Below are 23922 nucleotides of genomic sequence, written 5' to 3'. Positions count from 1 at the left end.
TCAGGATGCTCTATTTACAAAATGTGAAGCAAAGGTTTGTTCCCTTTCTATTTGTACTGCTAAGACATATTCAATCGCTTGTTTTCGCATATGCTGAAACTCTTGAACATCAAAATAAGCAAGTGAGTCTTTATCTAACAAGGAAGCCAAACAATCAGCATCTTTTAAGGCGCTATTCAACCCAAACGCACCTGTCGGCGTCATCGTATGGACCGCATCCCCTAATAATACAAGACCTTTGGTACCCCAACAGTCACAGTGACTACTGAAAACATCTAATAACACAAAATCTTTCCAAGTCTGAATATGCTCTTTTACTATATCGGTCAATGCAGGAAATTGCGTTGTAAGCTGATGGATAAACGGTGTAAATGCTTGTTTTCGAAGCTGAGGAAAACTACCTTGCTCAATATTCCACCCAATCTGTACAAAGCCAGCAACTTGCGTGAATAATGACAATTGCTTGTCACCGATAAGTGCCATTTTAATAGACGGCTCCCAACCTGGAGGAGCAGGAATTTTAGCCCACAGTAAATCAAAGCCATGTTTATGCTTTTGAACATCAATATGTGCTTCCTTACGAATAGTAGAGTATCGACCGTCAGCACCAATAATTAATTGGCTGTCGATCGTAATGGTTTCCCCATTTTTTATTGCTATGACTCCACTATAGCGCCCAGAAGCGTCCACAATGAGCTGCGTCACCTTTGTATGTAGCAAGCAAATAAAGTTTGGAAATCGCTGTGTTTTTTTTAATATTCCTTTTAATAAATGGGCTTGAGGTACATGAATGCCTAAATGTCCTACCGCTTCTTCAGGAAGAATTGTTTTAAATACTTTACCATCTGCATAATATTCAAGCTTTTCCATCCGTAATAAGCCGAACGACTCGACTGCTTCAAAAAGATGATGACTTTTTAAAACAGCCTCGCCTTCCTCATTTAAATGCTCCCCACGAAATGCCTGACCTAGTACTGCGTTTTGTTCTAGTAGGATCACCGATAGTCCTTTTTTTGCTAGTAAATAGGACAATAACGCACCAGCAGGCCCTGCTCCTACAATACAAACATCTGCTTGATAGTTCACTTTTCCTCACCTTGCTTTGGATAAGCGATAATTCGTAAATCCTCGCCTACTTTATCGAATGAAGTAAATTCAACATTCCATGCCTCATTCATGAAAGAGGGATTATCGCCAGCAAATGGTGTTAATGATAAATTACCTCCCAAAACTTTAGGCGCTAGATAAATCACAAATTTATCAATGGCCTGCTGCTGTAAAAAGGAAGCGTTAATTTTAGCTCCACCTTCAAGTAAAATATCCGTAATACCATGCGTATAAAGCTTTTCAAGCATATCATCAATATGAAGTCCATGTTCATTTTTACGTACAGGTAAAACTGTGACCCCTTTTTTTGTCAATACCTCTATCTTTTCTTGGCTTACATCCTCACCACAAACAATGATCGTTTGCGCTTCTTCAGTCTTTAATACATTCGCATGGTCAGGAGTACGAAGAGAACTATCCATAATAATACGTGTTGGATTTTTTCCGTATCCATCTTTTAATCTTGTTGTTAAAGATGGATTGTCAGCGATGACCGTACCAACACCCACTAAAATCCCATCTACTTCATGGCGAATATGGTGAACATCCTCACGCGCAGTCTCGCCCGTCACCCATTTAGAATGCCCTGTATGTGTGGCTATTTTCCCATCTAAAGTCATACCAAACTTCGAAATAACAAATGGTCGTTGCGTAAGCATGTTGTGAATGAAACGTTCATTTAAACGGCGCGCTTGTTGCTCTAAAACACCTACTTCTACCACTATTCCTGCATCACGCAATAACTGAATGCCACGGCCAGCTACAGCTGGATTGGGATCTTCCATCGCAACCACAACTCGACTAACGCCAGATTCCTTTACTAGATTCGCACAAGGCGGCGTCTTACCATAATGGGAACAAGGCTCTAGCGTTACATAAAGTGTAGCGTCCTGCGCATGCTCACCGGCCATACGAAATGCATGCACTTCTGCATGTGGTTCACCTGCTTTTCTGTGTAAGCCTGTGCCTACAATGACACCGTTCTTCACTATCACTGCCCCAACAAGTGGATTAGGGTTCGTATTCCCTTTGGCACTGGCCGCTAAATCTAGTGCTAGTTGCATATACTTTTCATCTAAACTCGTCATCATCGCAGCCTCCACTTATTGCTTTTCGCTTATATGTCCAGATTTTTCAACCTTTGTTTCTAAATAAAAACGATTCGTCTCTGTTAAACCGCCCCATAAAGGAACATGCCCTTCTGCTCCCATGCCACGAGCTTGTAGTGCGGCCAATTTCTTTGGATTATTTGTAATGAGTGTGACAGGTTTTGTACGTAGGGAAGCTAAAACCGCGAGTGCTTCATCATATGAACGTGTATCGTCTGGGAAACCTAGTGCATGGTTGGCCTCAACCGTATCCAATCCTTCCTCTTGTAATAAATAAGCAAGAGATTTAGAGAATAACCCAATGCCACGACCTTCATGATCGGCTAAATAAAAAATGGCTCCACAGCCATGCTCCACTATCATTTTCATAGATTCATGCAATTGGTAGCCACAATCACAGCGCTGACTGCCAAATATGTCACCTGTGTGACAAATACTATGCATTCGGATTAAAGCATTCTCTGAGTGGGTAAAATCACCATAAACAAGCACAGATGATTGTTGTAAAAATGCTAAATTGGCATTGGCTAATCCATCAATGATTTCTTCTTTTGATAAACTCACATCGACTTTAAGCCAGTTATACCATTGAAATGTTGCAGAAAAATCACCTTGTTTAACCGGCAATTTCACTGGTCCAACTAAGCAAATATTTTCTGTATTTGTATGTTTTACAATTGTCATTTTATCTTTCACTATGTCCATAACTTTAGTCGTAATTGTCATAATAATCTCCAACCTTCTATAGAAACAGTTGGTTAACTACACCAACTGAGCACATGTATTTTCACATCACTTACATAACGTAACTAAGTTTATAATAATAACTAAAAAGTGTCAAACAACAGCTATTATTCTTTAATTATAAATGGTAGATACAAAAATTTTATCATTACTTTTTCATCATATACTACTAGCTTATGGAGATGCTATTTTTTCTGTGCAGGCTAGTCTATAATAAGCTGTGGTACTGTAATGACGAAAGGAAGTTTAAAATGAACTTAGAAAAAAGTGTTCAAGTAAAGCAGCCAAAATATCAGCAAATAGCAATAGATCTTGCCTCCAAGATTGTAGAAAGAAAATACCGCATTGGCGATAAAATATACGCAAGATCCTCACTTGCAAGTCAATATAATGTGTCGGCAGAGACTGCGAGAAGAGCCATTGCCGTTTTACAAGACTTAGAAATTGTGGAGGCTTCAAAAGGTAGCGGCGTTATCATCAAATCGTATGAAAAAGCAGCACAATTCGTCAGACAATTTCATGATGTTCAATCCATTCACGAAATACAAAGTGAACTTTTAACAAGTATTCAAAAGCAGCATCATGAATTAATAAATTTACAAGACAAGGCAAAGCAGCTCATTAGCCGCACGGAGCATTATCGATCAGTCAATCCATTCATTCCTTATCAATTAGAAATGACAGCTGATAGTCCATGTATCCATCAAACTGTTCAAGCTTTAAATTTTTGGCAAAATACATCCAGTACCATCGTCGGCATTCGACGTGGCAACGAATTATTACTATCGCCTGGTCCTTATGTCTCATTCGAGGAAGGCGACATTATTTATTTTGTTGGAAATGATGAAAGCTTCGCCAGAGTTCAAAGCTTTTTATACCCAAATTAAAAACCGTTTAAGCGCTGATATAACAGCGTTTAAGCGGTTTTTTTCTTAGTAGTCGATTTGACAAAAGTAACAACCCTTTGTTACAGTAAAGTTGTTACTTGTTTATTTTTGGGTATCATTATCCTCACATAGTAATAATCTACGAAAGGAGTGCTTCTATGGAAAAAATTAAAATAGAACACGTATCAAAAGTGTTTGGCAAACATATTCCCCAAGCACTAGAACTCGTTAAGCAACAAAAAAGTAAGACTGATATCTTAAAAGAAACAGGTGCGACTGTTGGTGTATACGATGCAAGCTTTACGGTCAACGAAGGAGAAATCTTCGTGATCATGGGATTGTCAGGAAGTGGTAAATCAACACTTATACGGCTCTTAAACCGCCTTATCGAACCAACGAGCGGAAATATATATATCGATGGAGAAAATATTTCTACTATGGGAAAAGAAAGTCTACGGACTGTCAGAAGAAACAAAATGAGTATGGTTTTCCAAAACTTCGGTTTATTCCCCCATCGCACATTACTTCAAAACACCGAATACGGCCTTGAAATTCGAGGTATTTCAAAGGAAGAGCGCCAAGCAAAAGCGGAACAGGCTCTCGAAAATGCTGGGTTACTCGCATACAAAGATCAATACCCAAGTCAATTATCAGGTGGTATGCAGCAGCGTGTTGGATTAGCACGTGCCCTTGCCAACGATCCTGAAATACTACTAATGGATGAAGCTTTTTCTGCACTCGATCCATTGATTCGAAAAGAAATGCAAGATGAGCTACTTGATCTTCAACAAAAATTGAAAAAAACAATTTTATTTATTACACATGATTTAAATGAAGCATTACGCATTGGGGATCGCATTGCCATTATGAAGGATGGTTCGATCATTCAGATTGGTACCGGAGAAGAAATATTAACCAACCCAGCAAATGATTATGTCAAAACATTCGTGGAAGATGTGGACCGTTCTAAAGTATTAACAGCAGAAAACGTCATGGTGCGACCTGTTTATGTCAATGTAGACCTTGATGGTCCTACAGTAGCACTCAAACGTATGCGTCAAGAAGCAGTTAGTTTATTAATGGCCGTTGATAAAAATCGACATTTAAAAGGCTATATTACTGCAGATGATGCACTGGCTGCAGCTAAAAGGCATGAACAAACTGTCCATTCTATTGTGCAATCAGAGGTGTTAACCGTTCCGCCAGATATGCTACTACAGGATATTTTAGGTATGATTTACAATTCACCTACTCCTATTGCAGTTGTAAAAGATGATCGCTTACTGGGTGTTTTAATTAGGGGCGTTGTCATCCAAGCACTTTCAACGAGCGATGAGGAGGCCGAAGTACATGAATAATTTTTTAGATAATATTCCAGCAATACCACTAGCTTCATGGGTAGAATCAGCTATGGACTGGTTGACGAGTAATTTTTCAGCGTTCTTTAACTCAATTCAGCAATTTGGAAAACTACTCATGAATCAGGTCACTGATTTATTAATTAGTATCCCAGCCATTATTTTAATATTACTTGTCGTGCTATTTGCCTTCTTCGTATCAGGTAAAAAATTCGGGCTTGCTGCATTCTCATTATTAGGCTTGTTGTTTATTTATAACCAAGGATTATGGACGAATCTTATGGAGACAACCACGCTCGTTATCTTTTCAAGTATTATATCCATCATCATCGGTATTCCACTTGGTATCCTAATGTCAAAATCAACAATAGCTGAAAACATTATCAAACCAATACTTGATTTCATGCAAACAATGCCTGGTTTTGTTTATCTAATCCCAGCAGTTGCCTTCTTCGGCATCGGGATTGTGCCTGGTGTCTTTGCTTCTGTTATTTTTGCTTTACCCCCAACTGTACGTATGACAAACCTTGGTATTCGTCAAGTACCGAAAGAATTAGTGGAGGCAGCAGATTCTTATGGTAGTACAGCTAGTCAGAAACTATTTAAAGTTGAAATTCCTCTTGCTAAATCAACGATTATGGCAGGAATTAACCAAACCGTTATGCTGTCACTTTCTATGGTAGTTATCGCATCCATGATTGGAGCTCCAGGTCTAGGACGTGAAGTTTTAACAGCCTTACAACGTACACAAGTTGGGAATGGCTTCGTTGCAGGCTTAGGCTTAGTCATATTTGCTATCATCATTGACCGATTAACACAAAGCTTCAATAAAAAGAAAGCATTATAGAAACATAGTTAAACTTTCTAGCTAACACCCATCAAAAGATGCGTGTCGGCAGTTTGATACAAAAAGAGAAATAGAAAGGGAGATTCGATGAAACTGAAAACACTATCAAAGTTAGGAATGGCTCTGGGCCTAGGCTTCATGCTTGCTGCATGTAGTGGAGGAGACTCGGGTTCTGGAAAAAACAGTGATTCTAAGGAGGTCAATCTAGCCTATGTTGAGTGGGATACAGAAATCGCCTCAACAAATGTTGTTGGGCAGGTACTCGAAGACTTAGGTTATAACGTGACATTAACTCCTTTGGATAATGCAATTATGTGGGAGGCTGTCTCTAAAGGGGAGGCAGACGGTATGGTTGCTGCATGGCTACCACATACACACGCATCACAATATGAAAAATATAAAGCCGATTTAGATGAGCTAGGTGAAAACCTTGCTGGTGCAAAAATTGGCTTAGTTGTACCAAGCTATATGAATGTTAACTCTATTGAAGATTTAACAAATGTAGCAGATCATACAATTACAGGTATCGAGCCTGGTGCTGGTATTACAGCTGCTACAGAAAAAGCATTAGAAGAATATGATAATTTAGCAGATTGGAATCTTGTTACTTCCTCTTCAGGTGCAATGACAACTTCACTAGCTAAAGCGCTTAAAAATAAGGAAGAAATTATTGTCACAGGCTGGTCACCACACTGGAAATTCGCTAAATATGATCTTAAATACTTAGAAGATCCTAAAGGTGTATTTGGCGGAGAAGAGACCATTAATACATTTGTTCGTAAAGGCTTGAAAGAAGATTTACCAGATGTATATTCTGTTCTAGATAACTTCCATTGGACAGCAGAAGATTTAGAAAGTGTTATGCTGGAAGTAATGGATGGCAAAGATCCAAAAGATGCTGCTAAAGAATGGATTGAAGCTAATCCAGATAAAGTCGCTGAATGGACAAAAGATGTAAAAAAATAATATAAAAACATGCACTTCCGCCTTTTACAACGGAAGTGCATGTTTATTTATGATAATAACTTCAACATAATGGCTGCTCCTAATACAAGTATAATACAAACCATTCGTCTCCAGTCCTTTGATTCATTAAAAAACAGCATACCTAGCAAAGCTCCTCCAGCTGCTCCTATTCCTGTCCAAATAGCATAGGCTGTCCCCATTGGTAATGTTTCCATAGCATAGGCAAGGCCCACAAAACTTAATGTAAAGGCGAAAATCAATAACCCTAAATTTTTCATATTCTTTGTCTTATTATATTTACTAATCATATATACACCCATCATTTCACATAACCCTGCAACAACTAATGCCATCCATGCCATTATTCAGTCACCTCATTTTCCTTCGGCTCACCAGTTACAAGCTTTAAGCCCACAACCCCTGCAAGTAAAACAACAATACATACGATTTTTGCTAATTTCCATGGCTCTCCAAACAGTAAGCTGTCTGCACATACTGTCCCTGCTGTTCCTAATCCGACAAAAATAGCATAGACCGTACCTACTGGTAAATGTTCCCCTGCTTTAATTAGTAAATAAAAACTAATAAAAATAGCAATAGCAGTCCCAATCCATTCCAGCATACTATTTGCATGCTTTAAACCAATGACCCAGCCGACTTCAAAGCAAGCCGCGATAATGACACTTAACCAATGTTTATTCATAATAAATCCCTCCATTTTATGAGACACGAACGAATAACTAATTGATAAATCACTTTTCTAGCATTCGCCAAATAACTTGATTTTAGCCAAACAAAAAAAGCCTGAAGAAACTGTTAATAAACAGTATCTCCCAGGCTTTTATCCTTCCGTGTCACAAAATCAATTTGTGGTTTTCTCTCGGACCAGACTAGCAAAGGCTACGGAACCCTAGAAAACTTTTAATTCGATTGTTGCTCTTAGTATAGCAAACTATTTAATTTTTTTCCACTGGTACATAGCCGACTTTTTCTACCATCGCTTGCCCTTCATCAGAAATTATCCAATCAATCAGCTTCTGAGCATTTTGATTTTTGGTTCCTGCAGTAACTGCATAAAATTCAGATACTAAAGGGTATGTACCATTTTGAATGTTTTCTTTAGTGGGTGCCACTCCATCAATGGATAGTAACTTGATTTTTTTATTATTGACCATCTCTGTAGAATAATATCTGAACGTAAAGCCAACTGCGTTTTTATAATTACGGTATTTTGCTACTTCATGGATGATTCCTCCCATTCCTGACACAATATCTTCAGAAGGTGCATCCATAATTGGCGTATTACCCATCAATTTTTCTAGTGCTGTTTGACTCCCACTATCCGCTGGCCGTTGGAAAGCACGGATTGCATCGTCCTCACCGCCTACATCACGCCAATTGGTAAGTTCCCCAGCATATATTTGTATCACCTGTTCAAGTGTTAAATTATCCACTCCGTTTTTATGGTGCGCAAAAAAGACAAATGCCTCTCGCACGATCGGTGTCATGTCGAATGTAAGGCCTTCCTTTTCTGCTTGCCATTCTTGTGAAACTGAAGGTGCTGCCACAAAGATAAGATCAACATCCCCTGCAATTAATTTTCATAGGCTTGTGGTGTACGACTTACTTTGATTTTACTATCATATGGAGAATAGTCATTTTTGGGATAAGTAGCCTCAACAAATGCCGCATACAAAGGGTACATAGCTGTCGCACCATCTAATCGTGGTAATGACTCCTCCAATTGTAATGATGCTTTTGAGTCAGACTTAACTACTTTGTTGCGCATTGTAAATGGCTGATAGGCGGATATATCAATTTCTGCATCTACAGTGGGAATACTCATTTTATAATAATGCTGAATCGGTTGGATGGAAGCAACCAATAAGGCGATTCCCATTACACTAAATAGCCACCCTCTTTGCTTTTTACTATTCGTCCATTTAAACATGCTACAAACAAACAAGATAAATAAACATACCGGCACTGTAAAGGCTAGCTGCATAAAATGCTTGCTGCCGTTCAGTGTAATAATAAGCGCAACCATTAATGTTACAACTGATAAACCGATCAACACAGATACTAGTTGAATAAATTTGATCATAGGAACGCCCTCCTTTTTAGTGTAATTTTACACCCTATACATTAATCATATTCGAAAACAAGAGCTTTCACAGCTATATATTCAGAAAATTATGTTAAAATCATATAAATAGGAGGAATGTACATATGGCAATTGAAAAAGTACGCAATCATTTAGCACAATGGCATGTAGAGCACAAAATACAAGAATTAGAAGAAAGCTCCGCAACAGTTGAATTGGCAGCACAGGCACTAGGCTGTGAGCCTGAACGCATAGCCAAATCTTTATCATTCCTTGTGAATGATGGAGCCATATTAATTGTTGCTGCAGGTGATGCAAAAATCGATAATGCAAAATATAAGGCTGCGTTTGGTACAAAGGCAAAGATGTTATCTAAAGATGATGTTGAGGCTATGATTGGCCATGATGTCGGAGGGGTTTGCCCTTTTGGTGTTAACGAAGGTGTAGCCATTTATTTAGATGCATCGCTGAAACGTTTTACAACAGTGTTTCCAGCATGCGGTAGTAGCAATTCTGCAATCGAGGTAACCATTTCAGAGCTCGAAACGTATACACCCTATAAAGAATGGATTGATGTATGTAAAGGTTGGCATGATTAATAACTAAGTGACCGGCGAAACTTTTAACAAGTCTCGCCGATTCCACTATATACGATTGCTACTGTAACCAATAGCTAGCCAATGTGAATCCCATTCTGTAATTTGATTGCCGACACGACAACTTAAACCACATGCTCGATTATCTGCAACAAATGAACCGATTAGCCATTTCTTAGTCTGGTATCCCTCTTTTAACTGAATCGTCATACTGGGCATCTCCACATATTGCTGGTATATAAAGAGGTTATCGTCATAATGTGTTGACGTTGAGGCGTTTACCTTCTTCCCATCACCCGCGTAAATTTCCACTGTATTCCCTTCACGAGAATAAACAGGTTTCTTAACATAAGGTATATCATCTCGAATAAATGACTCTGCTGTAAGATATGTAGGTAGCATATATTGTTGAATTGCTGCTCGTTCCTCTGCACTAAAGAGTAGTGGATCGTTTCTCCTCTCCCATATTAGCCACAATAAGATTTTTGATTGTAATACATACGCAGCTGGTGGGTTAATAATGGCTAGCTGTCGTTTTTTGACAAGCTCTAAAAGATGTAGTCCAATACGATCCCCATCTGAAGCCACATCATCTAATAAAAACTCTACAGGGTGAGCAGGACGAAATAAAATATCAATCTTCTCCATAGCAGGTGTGTAAAGACCCTGCGCTACATTTGGCGTATCACTAGGAAAAATGATTAGATCCTTAATAGGTACATAATCAATATCAAATGGAATACAGCGCTTTATAAACTGCACCTGACAAAACTCCTCATAGTCCTCTGTCTCTGTTTTTCCAGTGATGACGACCTTTGGCTTTTTGACATCATGTAAATAATGAATAGCTGCAAAAAGTGCACTCGACAATGTTTTGTGTAAGGCTGTTACATCATTAGGATTGTTATAATCAAAATGTTGACATAGTGCTTCATTCATCTCGAATGTTTCTTGCACAAGAAAAGGTGTTTCCCCATTCAACTCTAGACATTTAATGTCGCCATCCTCTGTACAAATAAAGTCAAAACGTGCAAGGACAGATTGTTGCTGTAAATAATCTAGTTGGATATACGGAATCATTTCAGGACGAATACCTAATGCTAAGAGCTGATCAACAGATAAATGCTTAAATTGTTTTCCCACTTTTAAAAAGATGCGCCATAGTATTTGTGTTGCATAGTGAATTTTATCGATTTGCTGCTTTGGCAATGCTAAGACATCATACAGGGCGTACTCTAAATCCTCAAAGTCAGGAAAAAAGTCAGGGTATTTCGCATAGAATGCTTTTCGTTGTTGCGTATGATTCATCATATTATTTGCTCCCTTTCCAAACTTTAAGAGGAGGACGAGCCACCACGAGATGCCCCTCCTGAACCAAACCCAGATTTTCCTGAGCTAGAGGAAGAACTATTAGAATAGGAGTTAGAGCTCTTAGATGAACTGTCCGTTGAATAGGACCGCTGCCCACTCGAATAACTGTTTGAACTATTTGACGTGGAGCTACCTGATGTTGTACCAGCCTTATTTTGTGTGCTGTTCGTGCTCCCATTTGTTTGTTTACTCTCATCCTTACCGCTCTGTGTCGATCGAGGTACTGTAGAACCGCTACCACCACTCTGCTCATCACGATCCCTACCATTTTTTAAATTGCGACTTTTATAGATAGCACTTCCTATCATTGCCCCAGCCGTTGCATACATGAGACCATTGAAGAAATGCTGTGCATAGTAAGGAGAATCTTCATCAATACATTCATAGGAACCATCATCGCCTTCTTGCCATTCATTACATGCATCGGCCATTTCGCTATTGTAAACACTCACTAATTCATCACTTGTAGTTACTTGATTTTGTTCTTCCGTTATCTGATTTGAAGTGGAGGATGGTGTAGGGTATTCCTCTACTGTCTGAGTTTCGCTATTTCCACATGCCGCTAACTGTACAGCCATGAAAGATGCCGTTGTCACAGCCATATATTTTTTCATTTGCTTCGCCATAATTAAAACGCTCCTTTATTTCAGGTAACTATTTTACGGATGTATTCAATGGTAAGTTTCACTTTTTACAAAATAATACAATTTTATTTAACAAAAAAATCCCAAACAGTTTGAACGTTTGGGATTTCAAGTGTTTATGATTGTTTTGTCATTACTTTTTTGCCATATGTCATGTAACGCCATAGCTTTTCAAATGGTCCAATAGTAAAGAATTTAAACCAAATCATACTAAAAATAATTTGAATGATAAAAATGATGCTCGCTATTACTACAATATCTGATGGTGAAACTACTTCTAAACCCATTATAGAGATGATAGCTGTACCAATAAAGCTTTGTGCCAAATAGTTTGTAAATGCCATTTGTCCAACTCGACTAACTGGTTGAAGAAGCTTCGCAATTTGTTTATTCTCTAATAGCATAAATAAACAAGCTAAATAAAAATACGTTGTTGGAACAACTCCTAAACCAATAATCGATTGTAATTGTTGGTCATCTGCTTGTGATGCAAACCAAATCCACAGTGAAAATCCAATAAAGAATGGGCATGTCACATAAAGCAGCGATTTTATTTTTTTAGCATGTGCTCCAATATGACCAATCCAATCAGCCTTCGCTACTAAAAAACCACTTAAAAACATGATAAAAATAGCTACAGCATCATTGCCTAAAAAACCGTAAATTGCTGATAAAATGGCATTAGAAGGCATATACATTTGACCTAGTATAGCAAGGATATGAAGTGTGATGATTGTCATTAACCACTTACAAATTGTTGAAACCTTTGCATGATAAAATGGTAACAATAAAAATCCAATCACTGCGTAAATGGCAAGAATTGAACCCCAAAATAGGAAAATATGAAGTATCCCAATAATCAATAGAGCAAATAAACGTCTGGCAAAGCGCCATCTTGGTCTATCCCCTCGTGCTTCTGCACGTGAAGCAAAAATATAAAAACCAACGCCAAAGAGGAATGAAAAAATAGAAAAGAATTTCTTTTCAATAAAGATATCGATAAGTGCATCTATTACGCCATTGATGCCGCTATAATCAGGCATTGGGCCACCCTCCATAATCACTTGGTAGGCGCCTACATTAATAAATAAAATTCCAAATAACGCTAATCCTCGAATAATGTCCAAGGAAACAATGCGTTCCTTTTGTGTAATGGATGAATTCATGTTAAATTAACTCCTTATCTTTTATGCTATAGCAAGCATAACTCCCCATCCTTACAGCTATTTTTTTTAAAGCTTACAGGAACCTTACAAATCAAAAAGAATAGCCTTATAGTTTTTTATCCTCTTCTACTGAGAAATGTTACATATTTTATAGTAAAAACATAGTAAAGAGAGGTTTAGCAGATGAATAGAAATCGCAAGTTCGGTTTTTGTTACCCCGGTTATCGATACTGTGGACCTGGTTGCTCTGGTCCAGGTGAGCCTACAAATGCAGTGGATGCATGCTGTAAACTACACGACGAATGCTATGCACGCCACGGTAATATAAGATACTGTGATGAATTGTTTCAAAACTGCCTTCGCCCCCATATGAATGCACCCAATAAAATGGCTAGAGATGCGAGGCTGTTTTATCGTGTGTTCGAATTACGTAATCGATTTTTTTAATCTTAAAGCTCACGATAACTGCGTGAGCTCTTTTTTTATATAGATGGCGTATTTTTGTGGATTTGTAAATCCTAGTATTGTGCCTAAATGAATGGATGCCGTATTCGAAATATCACAATCCCAGCAAGGCTTTAGTTGATTGGCAAGGCAATGATCGATAAATGTCTCTGCAATCCTGCTAGCTAATCCTTGCCCTCTATAATTTGAATCTGTCATAATATCAATTTCTGCATAGTCATTCGATTTAAAAATCGATACAGCTTCACTAATAATTTGTTCATTATGTACGAAACAAAAACCAATTCCTTTTTCAAGGAAATGAGCAGTAGAATCCCAATATTCATCATAATATGTCTGACCAAATTCCAGTGAATTATTAATAAGGTGTTCTGTAATAGCTTTAACCTCGTAATTGTGTACCCCATTTTTCTCCCTACGGTTATAAATATTTTCATCAAATGTAAATGTGTAGCGTTCTAATTTTTTAACTTGATCATATAGCAGTTGCTCAATTTTATTATGCCAATGTTCTGAGTAAGAGAATAATGTAAAACGTTTCTTTTGCTCTATAGATTCTTGGAAGCAACATGTAAGCTGGTGATCAATTGCAGTCTCAGATGATTTGCCATGGACATAATAAATTCCTGATTTCGTGTGAAATAATAATGTTTGGAAAGTGTCTGTATCCGTATAAACAGATCCTTCTATTAGTCCGTCTAGTATACTATAAACAAATGTCGGCGCTCTTTTAATTGTTTGTTTTATGATGGGGTAATTTTCTTTCGCAACCTTTATCATGTATATCTCTCCATTCTTTAAAGATATTTTTTTACTGTAAAACAGAAAAGCTAAGAATGGTAATAATCTAACATTCTTAGCTCTGTTAAATTAATGATACATGCCTTGATTCATTTTTCCTGTTATTTTTTCTATTTGTACTTCAAATAATTCAATTTTAGGCATGATTGGATAGCCTTCTTTTTCAAATGTCCATTCAGGATTGCCATATTTCTCAAGAAGCGCATCAAAGAACCATTCTTTCTTTGACTCATCCTCAATACGTACTACCTGTCCAAATAGTACTACACTATGGTAGACTAATGCCGATTGACAGGCATATTTTTTCCCTGGATGTAGATCGCCCATTTCGCTCACTTCTATACAGATTTTTGGATTTTGTTTGATATTTGACCAAAAATGACTTTCTCGTATATTGCCAATATGCAAATAAAGTTTATCATCCCCCTTATACACATAGACAAACGGAATGACGTAAGGGAAACCTTCATCATCAACAGTTGCAACATGCGCTACTTTTCCCAATTTCAAGAATTGCTGTGTTTCCTCTTTAGAAATTTCTACACGCTTGTTTTGAATAGCACCTCTTGTCATATTTTAACCCCCTCATGAAAATGTGTAACGATTTATAAAACTATTAAATCGTTAACTCTTAACATATATATATTTTACATCTTTAATATACCTAAAAAAAGGATATTTTTTTGAATAAGAAAAGCCAAGAATGCATTATTTTAGCATTCTTGGCTTTATTGTTATTTAATTGGAATCCAAATTTCAGCGTATGCATCAGGGCTATATGCATCTTCTTCAGGGTAAACCTCAAGCTCTGCTGTTCCTGCTGGTTCGTATGGATTCGATGGGAACCACTCAGAATAAATTTGTTTCCAAGTATTTTGCATCGCATCTGGCATAGGACCATGAACCTCAAACACTACCCATTTTGATGCTGGTACTTCCATCGCTAATAGCTCTTCTCCCACATCACCTACATGATTTGTTGCAATCCAGTAATCAATGTAGCCTTGTTCTCCTTGGCTTGTATTTGGTACACAAACACCTAGTACGCCATTTATGATACCATTATTTAATTGGTAGAGCTGATGGTCAAAGCCACTCTCATTTACCTCTTGCCAAAATGATGGAATTTCTCTTATGTTCTCACCATTTTGACAATTATACGTTCTTTTTACACCAACAATTTGAAACTTTTCTTTTTCTACGATTTTATACTTCATTGGTTCTGCTCCCTTCAAGCTTACCTGGATGACCAGGCGATTGTATGATTGTAATGGACCTCGCTTCTTTCTTGCTTCACTAGGCGTTACATAATGCTGTTTACGAAACGCTTTTGTAAAAGCTTCAGGAGTTTCATAGCCATATTTGTAGGCGAGATCGATTATTTTTTGCTCCGTATCCACTAATTCCTGTGCAGCTAATGTTAATTTTCTGCGACGTAGATAATCCGCAATGGACATATCCGTTAAAATGGCAAACGTTCGTTGAAAATGAAAGACAGAAGAATTAACCTCCTGTGCAATCTGTTCAATAGTAATGTCCTCTAACAAATGCTCCTCCATAAAATTAATAGCCTTTTGTATCGACTCAATCCAACTCATTGCTCTCACTCCTTGATACCATCTTAAAATAGATAATGCTGTATATCCTGTCTTTTTATGCTAACGTTGGACAGGTCAAATTGGAAGCACTTTTTTGAACTCTTCACCCTGCTTAATTCCGTACTTTATATACATTTTTTTCTCTTTCTCCTCTAAATTTCATTGTACTCGAAATCAAAATATATTGAAAAATAACAATAATGTATTTATAATAACGGACAAGACCTTTATTGTCCTTAAATAGCGAATGAAGAATAATGTAAGGATCTATAAAAAGGAGGCAGAATTGAATGAATGTTTTACGTACAGAAATGAGTGCTGGTAAACGTAATTTTATCTTTTCACTGTTATTTCTAGCATGGTTAGTCGATTCATTAACATTGTTTGGTATGAATGTTGCAATTATTCCAATTAGTAAGGAATTACATTTAACGCAAACACAAAGTGGGATGGTCATCAGCAGTTTTTGGCTAAGCAGTGCACTAATGACCCTGCTTGCAGGATGGGCATCTGATAAGTTTGGCTCTAGAAAAATAATTGTTATTGCTGTATTCATGATTTCCCTCTTCTCCCTACTTACTGGGATGATTGGCTCTTTTATGGCTCTTTTAGCTATCCGCTTTATACTCGGTCTAGGTGACGGTGGTTTGCCAACAGGTAGTGGTGTTGCAATTACAGAGATTTTCAAGAAGGATGTTCGTGCACGAGCTAAATCGATGCTACTAGCTGCTCAATTAATCGGTGGTGTTCTTGCTTTATATTTGGCTGGTTTAATTGCAGATACTTGGGGTTGGCGCACAATGTTTTACATCATTGGTGGTGTAGGTTTAGTTGTCACTGTTTTATTATTTAAATATTACAACCCACCACAAATTGTAAAACAGCAAGAATCAGCAGCAGAGCTTTCCGATGATCGTCCAATGAAAGAGCTCTATAAAAGTTCATTTTTATGGCTCCTTGTCGTGATGTACTTTTGCTCAAGTACAGTCCATTGGGGCTTCTCCTCATGGCTACCCTCCTATTTAGAACAAACTCGTGATCTAAATTTACGAGAAGTAGGATCCCTTGCTATGATTCCACAAGCTTGTGGATTAGTCGCTGCTATTGTCACTGGATTTTTAATCGATAAAGCGCTGGCTGGAAAGGAAAAAATAATTGTTTTAGTTGGTGCCATCGTTTCTGGCCTATGCTTGTATATGATGTTCAATGCGTCCACTATTCAGCTAGCCATTTCCTATCAGAGTGTTTTCTCAATAGGCGATTCTGCGATTTCAATGGCTATACTGGCAATTCCACTTAAGTATGTTTCTCAAAAAATCATCGGTTCGTTTTTAGGGATGATGTATTTTGCCAGTGGCATGGCAGGTTTTATTGCACCAACGGCAATGGGTGCCCTAATTGATGGTTTTGGCGGATCATTTCAGGCGGCATTCTTCTTCCTTATTGGCGCTTTAGTCATTGTTATAGTTTGTGCTGTGTTCTATAGAATTCCGTCAAAGAATAGTAGTTTAATTGATCATGCTTAAAAAATGAAAGTAAAGGGTGCGTTTATTTGACTAATCATAATAGGCTTTCTCAAATTATTGAGGAAAAACGAGAAAAATTAATTGAAGTGAGCAATGAAATCTGGCAATATGCAGAAACAGGTTTTGAAGAGTTTAAATCTGCTGAACTATTATGCAAGACACTAGCGGAAGAAGGTTTTGAAGTAAGCAAAGGTGTTGCCCATATTGAAACCGCCTTCATGGGGACTTTTGGTAGTGGCAAACCTATCATCGCATTTTTAGGGGAATTTGATGCGCTTACTGGCTTAAGTCAAAGTGGCGGTTTAGCGCAGCCGAATCCCCTACAAGCAGGAGGAAATGGTCACGGCTGTGGTCATAATTTATTAGGTACAGGTTCACTTGCCGCTGCTATTGCACTTCGTGATTACATGCAAGAAAACAACATTAAAGGGACGGTTCGCTATTACGGCTGCCCTGGCGAGGAGATCGGTGGCGGTAAGACCTTTATGGCAAGAGAAGGTGTTTTCGATGATGTCGATATTGCCCTGACATGGCATCCAGGAACGACGAATAATATCATGTCTGTCGCTACACTTGCTTGTTACGAAGTATATTTTAAATTTAAAGGTAAAAGTGCTCATGCTGCCGCTAGCCCTCACTTAGGTAGAAGTGCCCTTGATGCTGTGGAGCTTATGAACATTGGAGTGAACTATTTACGCGAGCATATCATCCCTGAAGCACGTGTCCATTATGCCATCACAAATACAGGTGGATCTTCTCCAAATGTCGTACAAGCCGAGGCAGAGGTGTTATATTTTGTGAGAGCCCCAAGAGTATCTCAAACGGAAGATATCTACCAACGTATTTGTGATATTGCAAGAGGTGCTGCTCTGATGACAGGTACAGAGGTAGCCATTGATCTCGCCTCAGCCCTCTCTAATGTGATACCTAATACAACGTTAGAACAAATTATGTATGAAAACTTCGTAAAATTAGGTATTCCATCTTATACAGCTGAGGAAATTCACTTTGCGCAGACTATTCGCGAAACCTTATCCGAAGAGGAAAAAAAGGTAGATGTGCAAAGAAATCGTGAACTAGCTGGAAAAGATATTGCGGATGTCATCGACCCATTTAGGCCAGATGAATTTATGGCAGGCTCTACAGATGTTGGTGACGTTAGCTGGATTGTTCCAACTGCACAATGCATGACGGCATGTGAACCACTTGGAACGCCTCTTCATACATGGCAAATCGTAGCTACAGGTACAACATCTTTAGCACACAAAGGCATGCTTCATGCTGGTAAAATCATGGCTGCCACAGCACTGGATATCCTTCAAAAACCACAATTAATTGAGCAAGCGAAGGCAGAATTGGTGGAACGCCGAGCTGGTGAGATGTATACTTCCCCCCTGCCACCAGAGGTAAAGCAATATAAAATTCGTTTTTAATATAAAAGAGAGTCCATTCTTACATGGGCTCTCTTTTTAGAATGGGGAAATTTTATATACTTTACGTGGACGTCCGCGAGTGTGAGGCTTTTCCTCTGCAACCACTTCAGCAAATCCCTTTTCCTCAAGTGTTGTTAATATTCTGCGTGCACTTCTTGCTGGTATTTGCATATATTTAGCAAGCTCATTGGCATTCAGCTCATCACTTGCTAGTTTTTTCAACGAAGATTTTAATTTATTTAATGTCATCACACTTAATGATGTTTCTTGACTTAATGCCTCTAATTCTTCTGAGGTGTAGGAATATGTAAGTTGTTCTGGTTTTCCTAGTGGTCCAGCTATTTTTTTATCATCAAAACAAATCATCCATGAACCCTTACCACATTCCTTCGCATGCAATAAGGCATTCCCAGCATTAATTTCTGCATCATATACCGTTTGTCCAATGCCAATTCCACAAGTCATCTTCTCTTGATCTAGCTGAGTGAAATCTTCAATATCAGGCATTTGTCTAAAATTTCTCGTTATATCCTCCATTAAACCTCTAGTAGTGAAGATCACATAGCGCCCAAATCTTGTAGATTTAATAGAACCATGAATGCTTTTAGTGTATGTCAGCAAATGCTCCATAATCTTAAGCTCCATTCTAAACAGCTCATCTGTTGAGAAGCTATCCTTTGCGATTCCTAAAAATGGATCAATCTCAATGATTTGAACGGCGATTTGCGTCGCCTTATAACGTAACATTTCATACGTACGCAGCATATTCGTCACAACTGCCTCTACTGCCATAGAGGATGGAAACAGTCGATAAGTCGGAACACCTAGTCGCTGCAACTCATGATGAATGGGGTGACCTGTAATGGCTGCCTTTGTTTGACCACTTTCCCAAAGCTTAAAATGATATACTACAAGCTCGTTTAATGATATCGTCTCCGATTCCACAAATTTAGGCTTTACTTCGATTCCCGCCTCAACTAAAGCCTGCTCCCATGCGGTACTATCCCCAGCATCAAAGCTAATTTCGTTTACGTCAATTTTTTGTTCATACAATACTCGTAACACTGTTTTATACAAGGAAGAACCTTTATAAACAACATAGAAAATGGGTGCTTCTAGCTGATTCCAGCTTTGCACGATATTATAGGTGATTAAACCCGTACACAGCCACATATCCATTTCTTCTTTCAATAGAGGTGTTACTTTGTCATCTAAATCCTCTTCTGTTAAACACTCTATCGAGGTACATATAAACTCCGGCCAATTTTTCAGGACAGATTCCACAAATTCAAGTGAGTCTGAAGGACCTAGAAGACCTAACCGTATTTTCAAGAATACCCCTCCTCTGTTCGGACAACATGAAAAATTTGATATTTTTATTATAGCAAAAGTATATAGAATGCATATAAATTATATATGTCAGCTTCATACATATTTACAATCGCGCACTTTATAGGTAAAAATAGTATAAACAAAGATGAAATGGAGGTTTTTTTCTTGTCAAAATGGCAAGGTGCTGCTGCTATTTGTTTGAATGAACATAATCGGTTGTTAATGGTATTGCAAGGAACTGTTGAAGAAGAAAAAACATGGGCTGTTCCATCAGGTGGTAAAGAGGCAATCGAAGATTTTAAAGCTTGCTGTATCCGTGAAGTTTATGAAGAAACCGGCTATATAGTAGATATCATTAAAGAAATTTATCTAAAGCTGAATGAAGTAGTGGAAGTTCGTTACTTTGAAACTGTCGTGACTGGTGGACAAATGATGATTCATGATCCCGACGAATTAATTTATGACATCGCATGGAAATCTAAAGATGAAGTGACACAATTAGCATTAACTTTTCCAGAAGATCGAACATTTCTTTTATCGTTATTCAAATAAAAAAAGTCACGTCTTAGACATGACTCATCTTGCTGTACATAGGTGTATGCTATTCGTTATGTTGATAAATAATTAAAGCAGAATGGATGACCGTCTGTTCCCCAATATAGAGAGTATTGTATTTGATATCAAGTATAAAAAAGCTTTGCAAATCTACTAAAGCTCGATTAATATCATGTTCAAATTGTACAATATCATTGTTTTGAATTGTTACAACTTGAGTCGTTTGTGTCATTGCCCCACACTCCTTTACTCTAATGATAGTTCAAAAAGAAGGTAATGTCACATGTAAAAAGTGTTGGAGCCAAACAGCTCCAACACTTTTTTAGTACATCGTTAAATATTCTTCACGCTCCCAGTTGTGGACGCGTGTGCGATATTTATTCCATTCAATTTCTTTTGCAGCGGTGAATTTATCGTAAATATGATCACCTAATGCACCTCGTACAATGGTATCCATCTCTAATTCTATAAGCGCATATTCCAATGAGGATGGTAAACTATCAATACCGTTTAACTCCCGTTCCGATGCTGTCATTTGATAAATATTACGATCTACAGCCGCAGGAGGCGTTAAATCTTTACGTATACCGTCGAGTCCCGATGCTAAAATAACAGCCATTGCTAAATAAGGATTTGCTGCTGGATCCACTGAACGTAACTCAATACGTGTTGATAGACCACGAGCTGCTGGAATACGTATAAGTGGTGAACGGTTCTGAGCAGACCATGCTACATAACAAGGAGCCTCATAGCCAGGTACTAATCGTTTATAGGAATTAACAAGTGGATTTGTGATAGCTGTAAAGCCATGTACGTGCTTTATAATCCCTGCCATAAAGCTGCGTGCTGTTGTACTTAATTGTAAGTCCGCATGTTCATCGTAGAAAGCATTTTTATCGGCTTCAAATAACGATAGATTAAAATGCATTCCTGAGCCGTTGACACCAAAAAGCGGCTTTGGCATAAATGTGGCATGTAGTCCATGCTGTGCTGCGATGGTTTTTACAACTAGCTTAAACGTTTGAATATTGTCACATGCTTCAATGGCACTTGCATACTTAAAGTCAATTTCATGCTGACCAGGTGCTACTTCATGATGGGAAGCCTCAATTTCAAAACCCATACCTTCTAACTCTAAGACGATGTCACGACGACAATTCTCCCCCAGATCAGTCGGTGCTAAATCGAAATAGCCACCGCTATCATTCAATTCAAGAGTTGGATGCCCCTTTTCATCCAGCTTGAACAGGAAAAATTCTGGCTCTGGTCCTAAATTAAATGAAGTAAAGCCTAAGTCCTCCATGTCCTTTAAAACACGTTTCAAATTGGAACGAGGATCCCCTTCAAATGGTGTACCATCTGGTCTCGCAATATCACAAATGAAGCGTGCCACCTTTCCTTTTTCAGCCGTCCAAGGAAAAATTACAAATGTATCATAGTCAGGCTTTAAATACATATCTGATTCCTCTATACGCACAAAACCTTCAATCGATGAACCGTCAAACATGACTTTATTGTCCAGTGCTTTTTCTAATTGACTAACAGGTATTTCTACATTTTTGATTGTTCCTAATATATCTGTAAATTGTAGGCGAATAAATTTCACATTTTCTTCCTTTACTCGGCGTACAATATCTTCTTTTGTATAATGTTTCATTTTTCACCACTCCAATGTAATTTTAGTTAACACGTTTTTTATAACTATTCTTAAAATACATTGAAAGTGAAAAATACGCAATATTTATGTTAGGTTTTATTACATTGTTTTTTTAGAATATACTTATCTTGATTTTCGATACATTAAAAAGGTGTACCCATTTTCTCAATGGATACACCTACCTTTATTTTAATATTGCAATAGCATATTAACGAACACTACCAGAATAACAATCGGTACAACAACTAACATTAACACACGGTATGTCGAATAATAGCCCTGTCCCATTTGACTTCCCATCAGCAATTCTCTCTTCACAAATTCCTTATCCACTACATACGCAATAAAGATAGCAATGAAGAAATTCCCTAACGGCAGCATTAAGTTTGACACTAAAAAATCAGTTGCATCAAAAATACTTTTCTCAAAAATAGTTATATCCGATAAAAGGCTAGAGGAAAGCGCTGCTGGAATGGCCGCAATAAACACGACTACACCAAGAATAAACGTCCACATCGGACGAGACTTCTGACTATGTTCCATAATTGCCGCTACAATAATTTCATATAAACTAAACGAAGACGTTAATGTGGCAAATAAAAATAACAATAAAAACATTGCTAAAAATACTTCCCCAAAAGGCATTTGGCTAAAAGCTGTTGGCAACACCATAAATAACAAACCCGGTCCTGCCGCTGGCTCTAAATCAAAGGCGAACACAACTGGGAAAATCGCTAATCCCGCTAAAAATGAGACAAGTACAGTTAGCAACACGACAGAACCTGCTGAATTTGGAAGACTGACATCCTTTTTCAGATAGGAACTATATGTAACAAGACATGAAAACCCTACCGCTAAACCAAAGAATGATTGCCCTAATGCTTCTAATAATGCCTTACTAGTAATATTAGAGAAATCTGGCCATAAAAAGAATTTTACTCCCTCCATTGCGCCATCCAACGTGACAGCACGTAAAACAAGGACAATGAACATGATAAAGAGCAACGGCATCATCCATTTATTCGCCTTTTCAATCCCGTTTTGTACACCTAATGAAATAACAAGTACATTTGCTAATGTAAACAAAGCCAAACCTACTAGTGTGATCCAAGGTGTCCCTATAATCTTTCCAAATAGCTCAGCTGGATCAATTGCAGAATCTATTACAGTTCCAGCTACACCTAGCCCGCTATAAATAAAGATCCAGCCTCCAACAACACTATAAAAAGTTAATAATAAAAAACAACCAAGCACGCCCATCCGACCGACCCAAGCCCAGCCTGGTTTTGTTGGAGCAATTTTTTTATACGCGGTTACTGCCTCCGATTGTGTACCCCGACCTAAAATGTACTCTGACAATAACATAGGCAACCCTATCAACAATGTAAATAGCACAAAGATTAGGAAAAACGCTCCTCCGCCACTTTGTCCTGTCACATACGGAAGCTTCCAAATTGCCCCTAGTCCAATCGCAGCACCCGCTGATGCTAAAATAAACCCGAATTTACTTGACCACTGTCCTTTTTTTTCACTCATCTCTTCAAACTCCTCAACATTCTAAACTCTTCTCTATTCTACATGAAAACTTGACCTTGGACTAGGTTATAATAATAAAGAACTAGTCGATTTTCATATTCTATTACTTTTTTCTATTTT

Annotated in this window: 26 protein-coding genes and 1 riboswitch; of the genes, 9 read left to right on the top strand and 17 right to left on the bottom strand. The window is 38.0% G+C overall.

The window, feature by feature from the left end; translation table 11 throughout:
- From GJU32_RS02960 to GJU32_RS02950, 3 genes are read right to left on the bottom strand one after another with little or no spacing between them, the layout of a single operon-like run.
- Entirely contained in the window at nucleotides 1-1086 is a 1086-nt protein-coding gene (locus tag GJU32_RS02960; protein ID WP_155590440.1) for an FAD-dependent monooxygenase, read from the bottom strand.
- A complete protein-coding gene (gene ribD, locus GJU32_RS02955; protein WP_155590439.1) occupies nucleotides 1083-2195 on the bottom strand; it encodes a bifunctional diaminohydroxyphosphoribosylaminopyrimidine deaminase/5-amino-6-(5-phosphoribosylamino)uracil reductase RibD in 1113 nt (370 codons plus the stop codon). The genes GJU32_RS02960 and ribD overlap by 4 nt, the downstream gene beginning before the upstream one ends.
- 15 nt (nucleotides 2196-2210) lie before the next feature.
- Nucleotides 2211-2942 carry a GTP cyclohydrolase II gene (locus GJU32_RS02950; RefSeq protein WP_155590438.1) on the bottom strand — a complete coding sequence of 244 codons (732 nt, stop codon included), beginning with the start codon at nucleotides 2940-2942 and terminating at the stop codon, nucleotides 2211-2213.
- 269 nt (nucleotides 2943-3211) lie between these two features.
- Between GJU32_RS02950 and GJU32_RS02945 the strand changes: the two genes are divergently transcribed.
- From GJU32_RS02945 to GJU32_RS23305, 4 genes are all read left to right on the top strand, one after another.
- Nucleotides 3212-3847 (top strand): GntR family transcriptional regulator, encoded by a 636-nt coding sequence (locus GJU32_RS02945; RefSeq protein ID WP_155590437.1) that lies wholly within the window; start codon nucleotides 3212-3214, stop codon nucleotides 3845-3847.
- 158 nt (nucleotides 3848-4005) lie between these two features.
- On the top strand, nucleotides 4006-5205 hold the full coding sequence (locus tag GJU32_RS02940) for a quaternary amine ABC transporter ATP-binding protein (protein WP_155590436.1): 1200 nt from the start codon (nucleotides 4006-4008) through the stop codon (nucleotides 5203-5205).
- Complete coding sequence (locus tag GJU32_RS23310; RefSeq protein WP_155590435.1) at nucleotides 5198-6052, top strand: ABC transporter permease; 855 nt, start codon at nucleotides 5198-5200, stop codon at nucleotides 6050-6052. The genes GJU32_RS02940 and GJU32_RS23310 overlap by 8 nt, the downstream gene beginning before the upstream one ends.
- A gap of 87 nt (nucleotides 6053-6139) precedes the next feature.
- On the top strand, nucleotides 6140-7018 hold the full coding sequence (locus GJU32_RS23305) for a glycine betaine ABC transporter substrate-binding protein (protein WP_155590434.1): 879 nt from the start codon (nucleotides 6140-6142) through the stop codon (nucleotides 7016-7018).
- A 47-nt stretch (nucleotides 7019-7065) separates the two neighbouring features.
- Here GJU32_RS23305 and GJU32_RS02925 read toward each other — a convergent pair whose 3' ends face one another.
- From GJU32_RS02925 to GJU32_RS23295, 4 genes are all read right to left on the bottom strand, one after another.
- Nucleotides 7066-7380 carry a DMT family transporter gene (locus GJU32_RS02925; RefSeq protein WP_155590433.1) on the bottom strand — a complete coding sequence of 105 codons (315 nt, stop codon included), beginning with the start codon at nucleotides 7378-7380 and terminating at the stop codon, nucleotides 7066-7068.
- Nucleotides 7380-7721 (bottom strand): DMT family transporter, encoded by a 342-nt coding sequence (locus GJU32_RS02920; RefSeq protein WP_155590432.1) that lies wholly within the window; start codon nucleotides 7719-7721, stop codon nucleotides 7380-7382. The genes GJU32_RS02925 and GJU32_RS02920 overlap by 1 nt, the downstream gene beginning before the upstream one ends.
- A gap of 125 nt (nucleotides 7722-7846) precedes the next feature.
- Nucleotides 7847-7943: riboswitch (guanidine-I (ykkC/yxkD leader) on the bottom strand.
- A 31-nt stretch (nucleotides 7944-7974) separates the two neighbouring features.
- The gene (locus tag GJU32_RS23300) at nucleotides 7975-8586 is read right to left on the bottom strand and encodes a PstS family phosphate ABC transporter substrate-binding protein (RefSeq protein WP_230874910.1); all 612 of its coding nucleotides are present in this window, start codon (nucleotides 8584-8586) and stop codon (nucleotides 7975-7977) included.
- A gap of 26 nt (nucleotides 8587-8612) precedes the next feature.
- Nucleotides 8613-9122: a hypothetical protein gene (locus tag GJU32_RS23295; protein ID WP_230874909.1), complete on the bottom strand. Its 510-nt coding sequence runs from the start codon at nucleotides 9120-9122 to the stop codon at nucleotides 8613-8615.
- Between the two features lie 125 nt (nucleotides 9123-9247).
- Here GJU32_RS23295 and GJU32_RS02910 point away from each other — a divergent pair, with 125 nt between their 5' ends.
- The gene (locus GJU32_RS02910) at nucleotides 9248-9721 is read left to right on the top strand and encodes a YbaK/EbsC family protein (RefSeq protein ID WP_155590431.1); all 474 of its coding nucleotides are present in this window, start codon (nucleotides 9248-9250) and stop codon (nucleotides 9719-9721) included.
- 45 nt (nucleotides 9722-9766) lie between these two features.
- On the opposite strand, the gene GJU32_RS02905 is transcribed toward GJU32_RS02910, so the two are convergent.
- From GJU32_RS02905 to GJU32_RS02895, 3 genes are all read right to left on the bottom strand, one after another.
- Nucleotides 9767-11029 (bottom strand): glutathionylspermidine synthase family protein, encoded by a 1263-nt coding sequence (locus tag GJU32_RS02905; protein WP_155590430.1) that lies wholly within the window; start codon nucleotides 11027-11029, stop codon nucleotides 9767-9769.
- A 23-nt stretch (nucleotides 11030-11052) separates the two neighbouring features.
- Nucleotides 11053-11715, bottom strand: a complete 663-nt coding sequence (locus tag GJU32_RS02900) for a hypothetical protein (RefSeq protein ID WP_155590429.1) — start codon at nucleotides 11713-11715, stop codon at nucleotides 11053-11055.
- 134 nt (nucleotides 11716-11849) lie between these two features.
- A complete protein-coding gene (locus GJU32_RS02895) occupies nucleotides 11850-12899 on the bottom strand; it encodes a DUF418 domain-containing protein (protein ID WP_155590428.1) in 1050 nt (349 codons plus the stop codon).
- 183 nt (nucleotides 12900-13082) lie between these two features.
- Here GJU32_RS02895 and GJU32_RS02890 point away from each other — a divergent pair, with 183 nt between their 5' ends.
- Nucleotides 13083-13346 carry a phospholipase A2 family protein gene (locus GJU32_RS02890; protein ID WP_155590427.1) on the top strand — a complete coding sequence of 88 codons (264 nt, stop codon included), beginning with the start codon at nucleotides 13083-13085 and terminating at the stop codon, nucleotides 13344-13346.
- A gap of 9 nt (nucleotides 13347-13355) precedes the next feature.
- Here GJU32_RS02890 and GJU32_RS02885 read toward each other — a convergent pair whose 3' ends face one another.
- From GJU32_RS02885 to GJU32_RS02875, 3 genes are all read right to left on the bottom strand, one after another.
- Nucleotides 13356-14144: a GNAT family N-acetyltransferase gene (locus GJU32_RS02885; protein WP_155590426.1), complete on the bottom strand. Its 789-nt coding sequence runs from the start codon at nucleotides 14142-14144 to the stop codon at nucleotides 13356-13358.
- Nucleotides 14145-14234: 90 nt separating this feature from the next.
- Nucleotides 14235-14738 carry a pyridoxamine 5'-phosphate oxidase family protein gene (locus tag GJU32_RS02880; RefSeq protein WP_155590425.1) on the bottom strand — a complete coding sequence of 168 codons (504 nt, stop codon included), beginning with the start codon at nucleotides 14736-14738 and terminating at the stop codon, nucleotides 14235-14237.
- A 161-nt stretch (nucleotides 14739-14899) separates the two neighbouring features.
- Nucleotides 14900-15763 (bottom strand): AraC family transcriptional regulator, encoded by an 864-nt coding sequence (locus tag GJU32_RS02875; RefSeq protein ID WP_155590424.1) that lies wholly within the window; start codon nucleotides 15761-15763, stop codon nucleotides 14900-14902.
- Nucleotides 15764-16053: 290 nt separating this feature from the next.
- Between GJU32_RS02875 and GJU32_RS02870 the strand changes: the two genes are divergently transcribed.
- Nucleotides 16054-17289 (top strand): MFS transporter, encoded by a 1236-nt coding sequence (locus GJU32_RS02870; RefSeq protein WP_155590423.1) that lies wholly within the window; start codon nucleotides 16054-16056, stop codon nucleotides 17287-17289.
- A gap of 26 nt (nucleotides 17290-17315) precedes the next feature.
- On the top strand, nucleotides 17316-18722 hold the full coding sequence (locus GJU32_RS02865; RefSeq protein ID WP_155590422.1) for a M20 family metallopeptidase: 1407 nt from the start codon (nucleotides 17316-17318) through the stop codon (nucleotides 18720-18722).
- Nucleotides 18723-18758: 36 nt separating this feature from the next.
- Here GJU32_RS02865 and GJU32_RS02860 read toward each other — a convergent pair whose 3' ends face one another.
- On the bottom strand, nucleotides 18759-20054 hold the full coding sequence (locus GJU32_RS02860; protein ID WP_155590421.1) for a helix-turn-helix domain-containing protein: 1296 nt from the start codon (nucleotides 20052-20054) through the stop codon (nucleotides 18759-18761).
- Between the two features lie 165 nt (nucleotides 20055-20219).
- On the opposite strand from GJU32_RS02860, the gene GJU32_RS02855 reads away from it, so the two are divergent.
- A complete protein-coding gene (locus tag GJU32_RS02855; protein WP_230874908.1) occupies nucleotides 20220-20606 on the top strand; it encodes an NUDIX hydrolase in 387 nt (128 codons plus the stop codon).
- 49 nt (nucleotides 20607-20655) lie between these two features.
- On the opposite strand, the gene GJU32_RS02850 is transcribed toward GJU32_RS02855, so the two are convergent.
- The 3 genes from GJU32_RS02850 to GJU32_RS02840 form a co-directional block, all read right to left on the bottom strand.
- A complete protein-coding gene (locus GJU32_RS02850; protein ID WP_155590419.1) occupies nucleotides 20656-20841 on the bottom strand; it encodes a sporulation protein Cse60 in 186 nt (61 codons plus the stop codon).
- Between the two features lie 90 nt (nucleotides 20842-20931).
- Nucleotides 20932-22266, bottom strand: a complete 1335-nt coding sequence (gene glnA, locus GJU32_RS02845; protein WP_155590418.1) for a type I glutamate--ammonia ligase — start codon at nucleotides 22264-22266, stop codon at nucleotides 20932-20934.
- A 189-nt stretch (nucleotides 22267-22455) separates the two neighbouring features.
- A complete protein-coding gene (locus GJU32_RS02840; RefSeq protein WP_155590417.1) occupies nucleotides 22456-23802 on the bottom strand; it encodes a sodium-dependent transporter in 1347 nt (448 codons plus the stop codon).
- Nucleotides 23803-23922 lie beyond the last annotated feature (120 nt).

Origin of the sequence: Lysinibacillus cavernae, from assembly GCF_009724685.1 — a bacterium.
In the GTDB taxonomy this organism is placed as follows: Bacteria; Bacillota; Bacilli; order Bacillales_A; family Planococcaceae; genus Lysinibacillus; species Lysinibacillus cavernae.
Note: the sequence above shows the minus strand (reverse complement) of the source record. Positions and strands in the feature narration are given on the sequence as shown.

Excerpts from the sequence above, each read along its gene's own strand:
- ribD (WP_155590439.1), bottom strand. The coding sequence starts at position 2,195 with ATGACGAGTTTAGATGAAAAGTATATGCAACTAGCACTAGATTTAGCG.
- GJU32_RS02950 (WP_155590438.1), bottom strand. The coding sequence starts at position 2,942 with ATGACAATTACGACTAAAGTTATGGACATAGTGAAAGATAAAATGACA.
- GJU32_RS02945 (WP_155590437.1), top strand. The coding sequence starts at position 3,212 with ATGAACTTAGAAAAAAGTGTTCAAGTAAAGCAGCCAAAATATCAGCAA.
- GJU32_RS02940 (WP_155590436.1), top strand. The coding sequence starts at position 4,006 with ATGGAAAAAATTAAAATAGAACACGTATCAAAAGTGTTTGGCAAACAT.
- GJU32_RS23310 (WP_155590435.1), top strand. The coding sequence starts at position 5,198 with ATGAATAATTTTTTAGATAATATTCCAGCAATACCACTAGCTTCATGG.
- GJU32_RS23305 (WP_155590434.1), top strand. The coding sequence starts at position 6,140 with ATGAAACTGAAAACACTATCAAAGTTAGGAATGGCTCTGGGCCTAGGC.
- GJU32_RS02925 (WP_155590433.1), bottom strand. The coding sequence starts at position 7,380 with ATGGCATGGATGGCATTAGTTGTTGCAGGGTTATGTGAAATGATGGGT.
- GJU32_RS02920 (WP_155590432.1), bottom strand. The coding sequence starts at position 7,721 with ATGAATAAACATTGGTTAAGTGTCATTATCGCGGCTTGCTTTGAAGTC.
- GJU32_RS23295 (WP_230874909.1), bottom strand. The coding sequence starts at position 9,122 with ATGATCAAATTTATTCAACTAGTATCTGTGTTGATCGGTTTATCAGTT.
- GJU32_RS02910 (WP_155590431.1), top strand. The coding sequence starts at position 9,248 with ATGGCAATTGAAAAAGTACGCAATCATTTAGCACAATGGCATGTAGAG.
- GJU32_RS02905 (WP_155590430.1), bottom strand. The coding sequence starts at position 11,029 with ATGATGAATCATACGCAACAACGAAAAGCATTCTATGCGAAATACCCT.
- GJU32_RS02900 (WP_155590429.1), bottom strand. The coding sequence starts at position 11,715 with ATGGCGAAGCAAATGAAAAAATATATGGCTGTGACAACGGCATCTTTC.
- GJU32_RS02895 (WP_155590428.1), bottom strand. The coding sequence starts at position 12,899 with ATGAATTCATCCATTACACAAAAGGAACGCATTGTTTCCTTGGACATT.
- GJU32_RS02890 (WP_155590427.1), top strand. The coding sequence starts at position 13,083 with ATGAATAGAAATCGCAAGTTCGGTTTTTGTTACCCCGGTTATCGATAC.
- GJU32_RS02885 (WP_155590426.1), bottom strand. The coding sequence starts at position 14,144 with ATGATAAAGGTTGCGAAAGAAAATTACCCCATCATAAAACAAACAATT.
- GJU32_RS02880 (WP_155590425.1), bottom strand. The coding sequence starts at position 14,738 with ATGACAAGAGGTGCTATTCAAAACAAGCGTGTAGAAATTTCTAAAGAG.
- GJU32_RS02875 (WP_155590424.1), bottom strand. The coding sequence starts at position 15,763 with ATGAGTTGGATTGAGTCGATACAAAAGGCTATTAATTTTATGGAGGAG.
- GJU32_RS02870 (WP_155590423.1), top strand. The coding sequence starts at position 16,054 with ATGAATGTTTTACGTACAGAAATGAGTGCTGGTAAACGTAATTTTATC.
- GJU32_RS02850 (WP_155590419.1), bottom strand. The coding sequence starts at position 20,841 with ATGACACAAACGACTCAAGTTGTAACAATTCAAAACAATGATATTGTA.
- glnA (WP_155590418.1), bottom strand. The coding sequence starts at position 22,266 with ATGAAACATTATACAAAAGAAGATATTGTACGCCGAGTAAAGGAAGAA.
- GJU32_RS02840 (WP_155590417.1), bottom strand. The coding sequence starts at position 23,802 with ATGAGTGAAAAAAAAGGACAGTGGTCAAGTAAATTCGGGTTTATTTTA.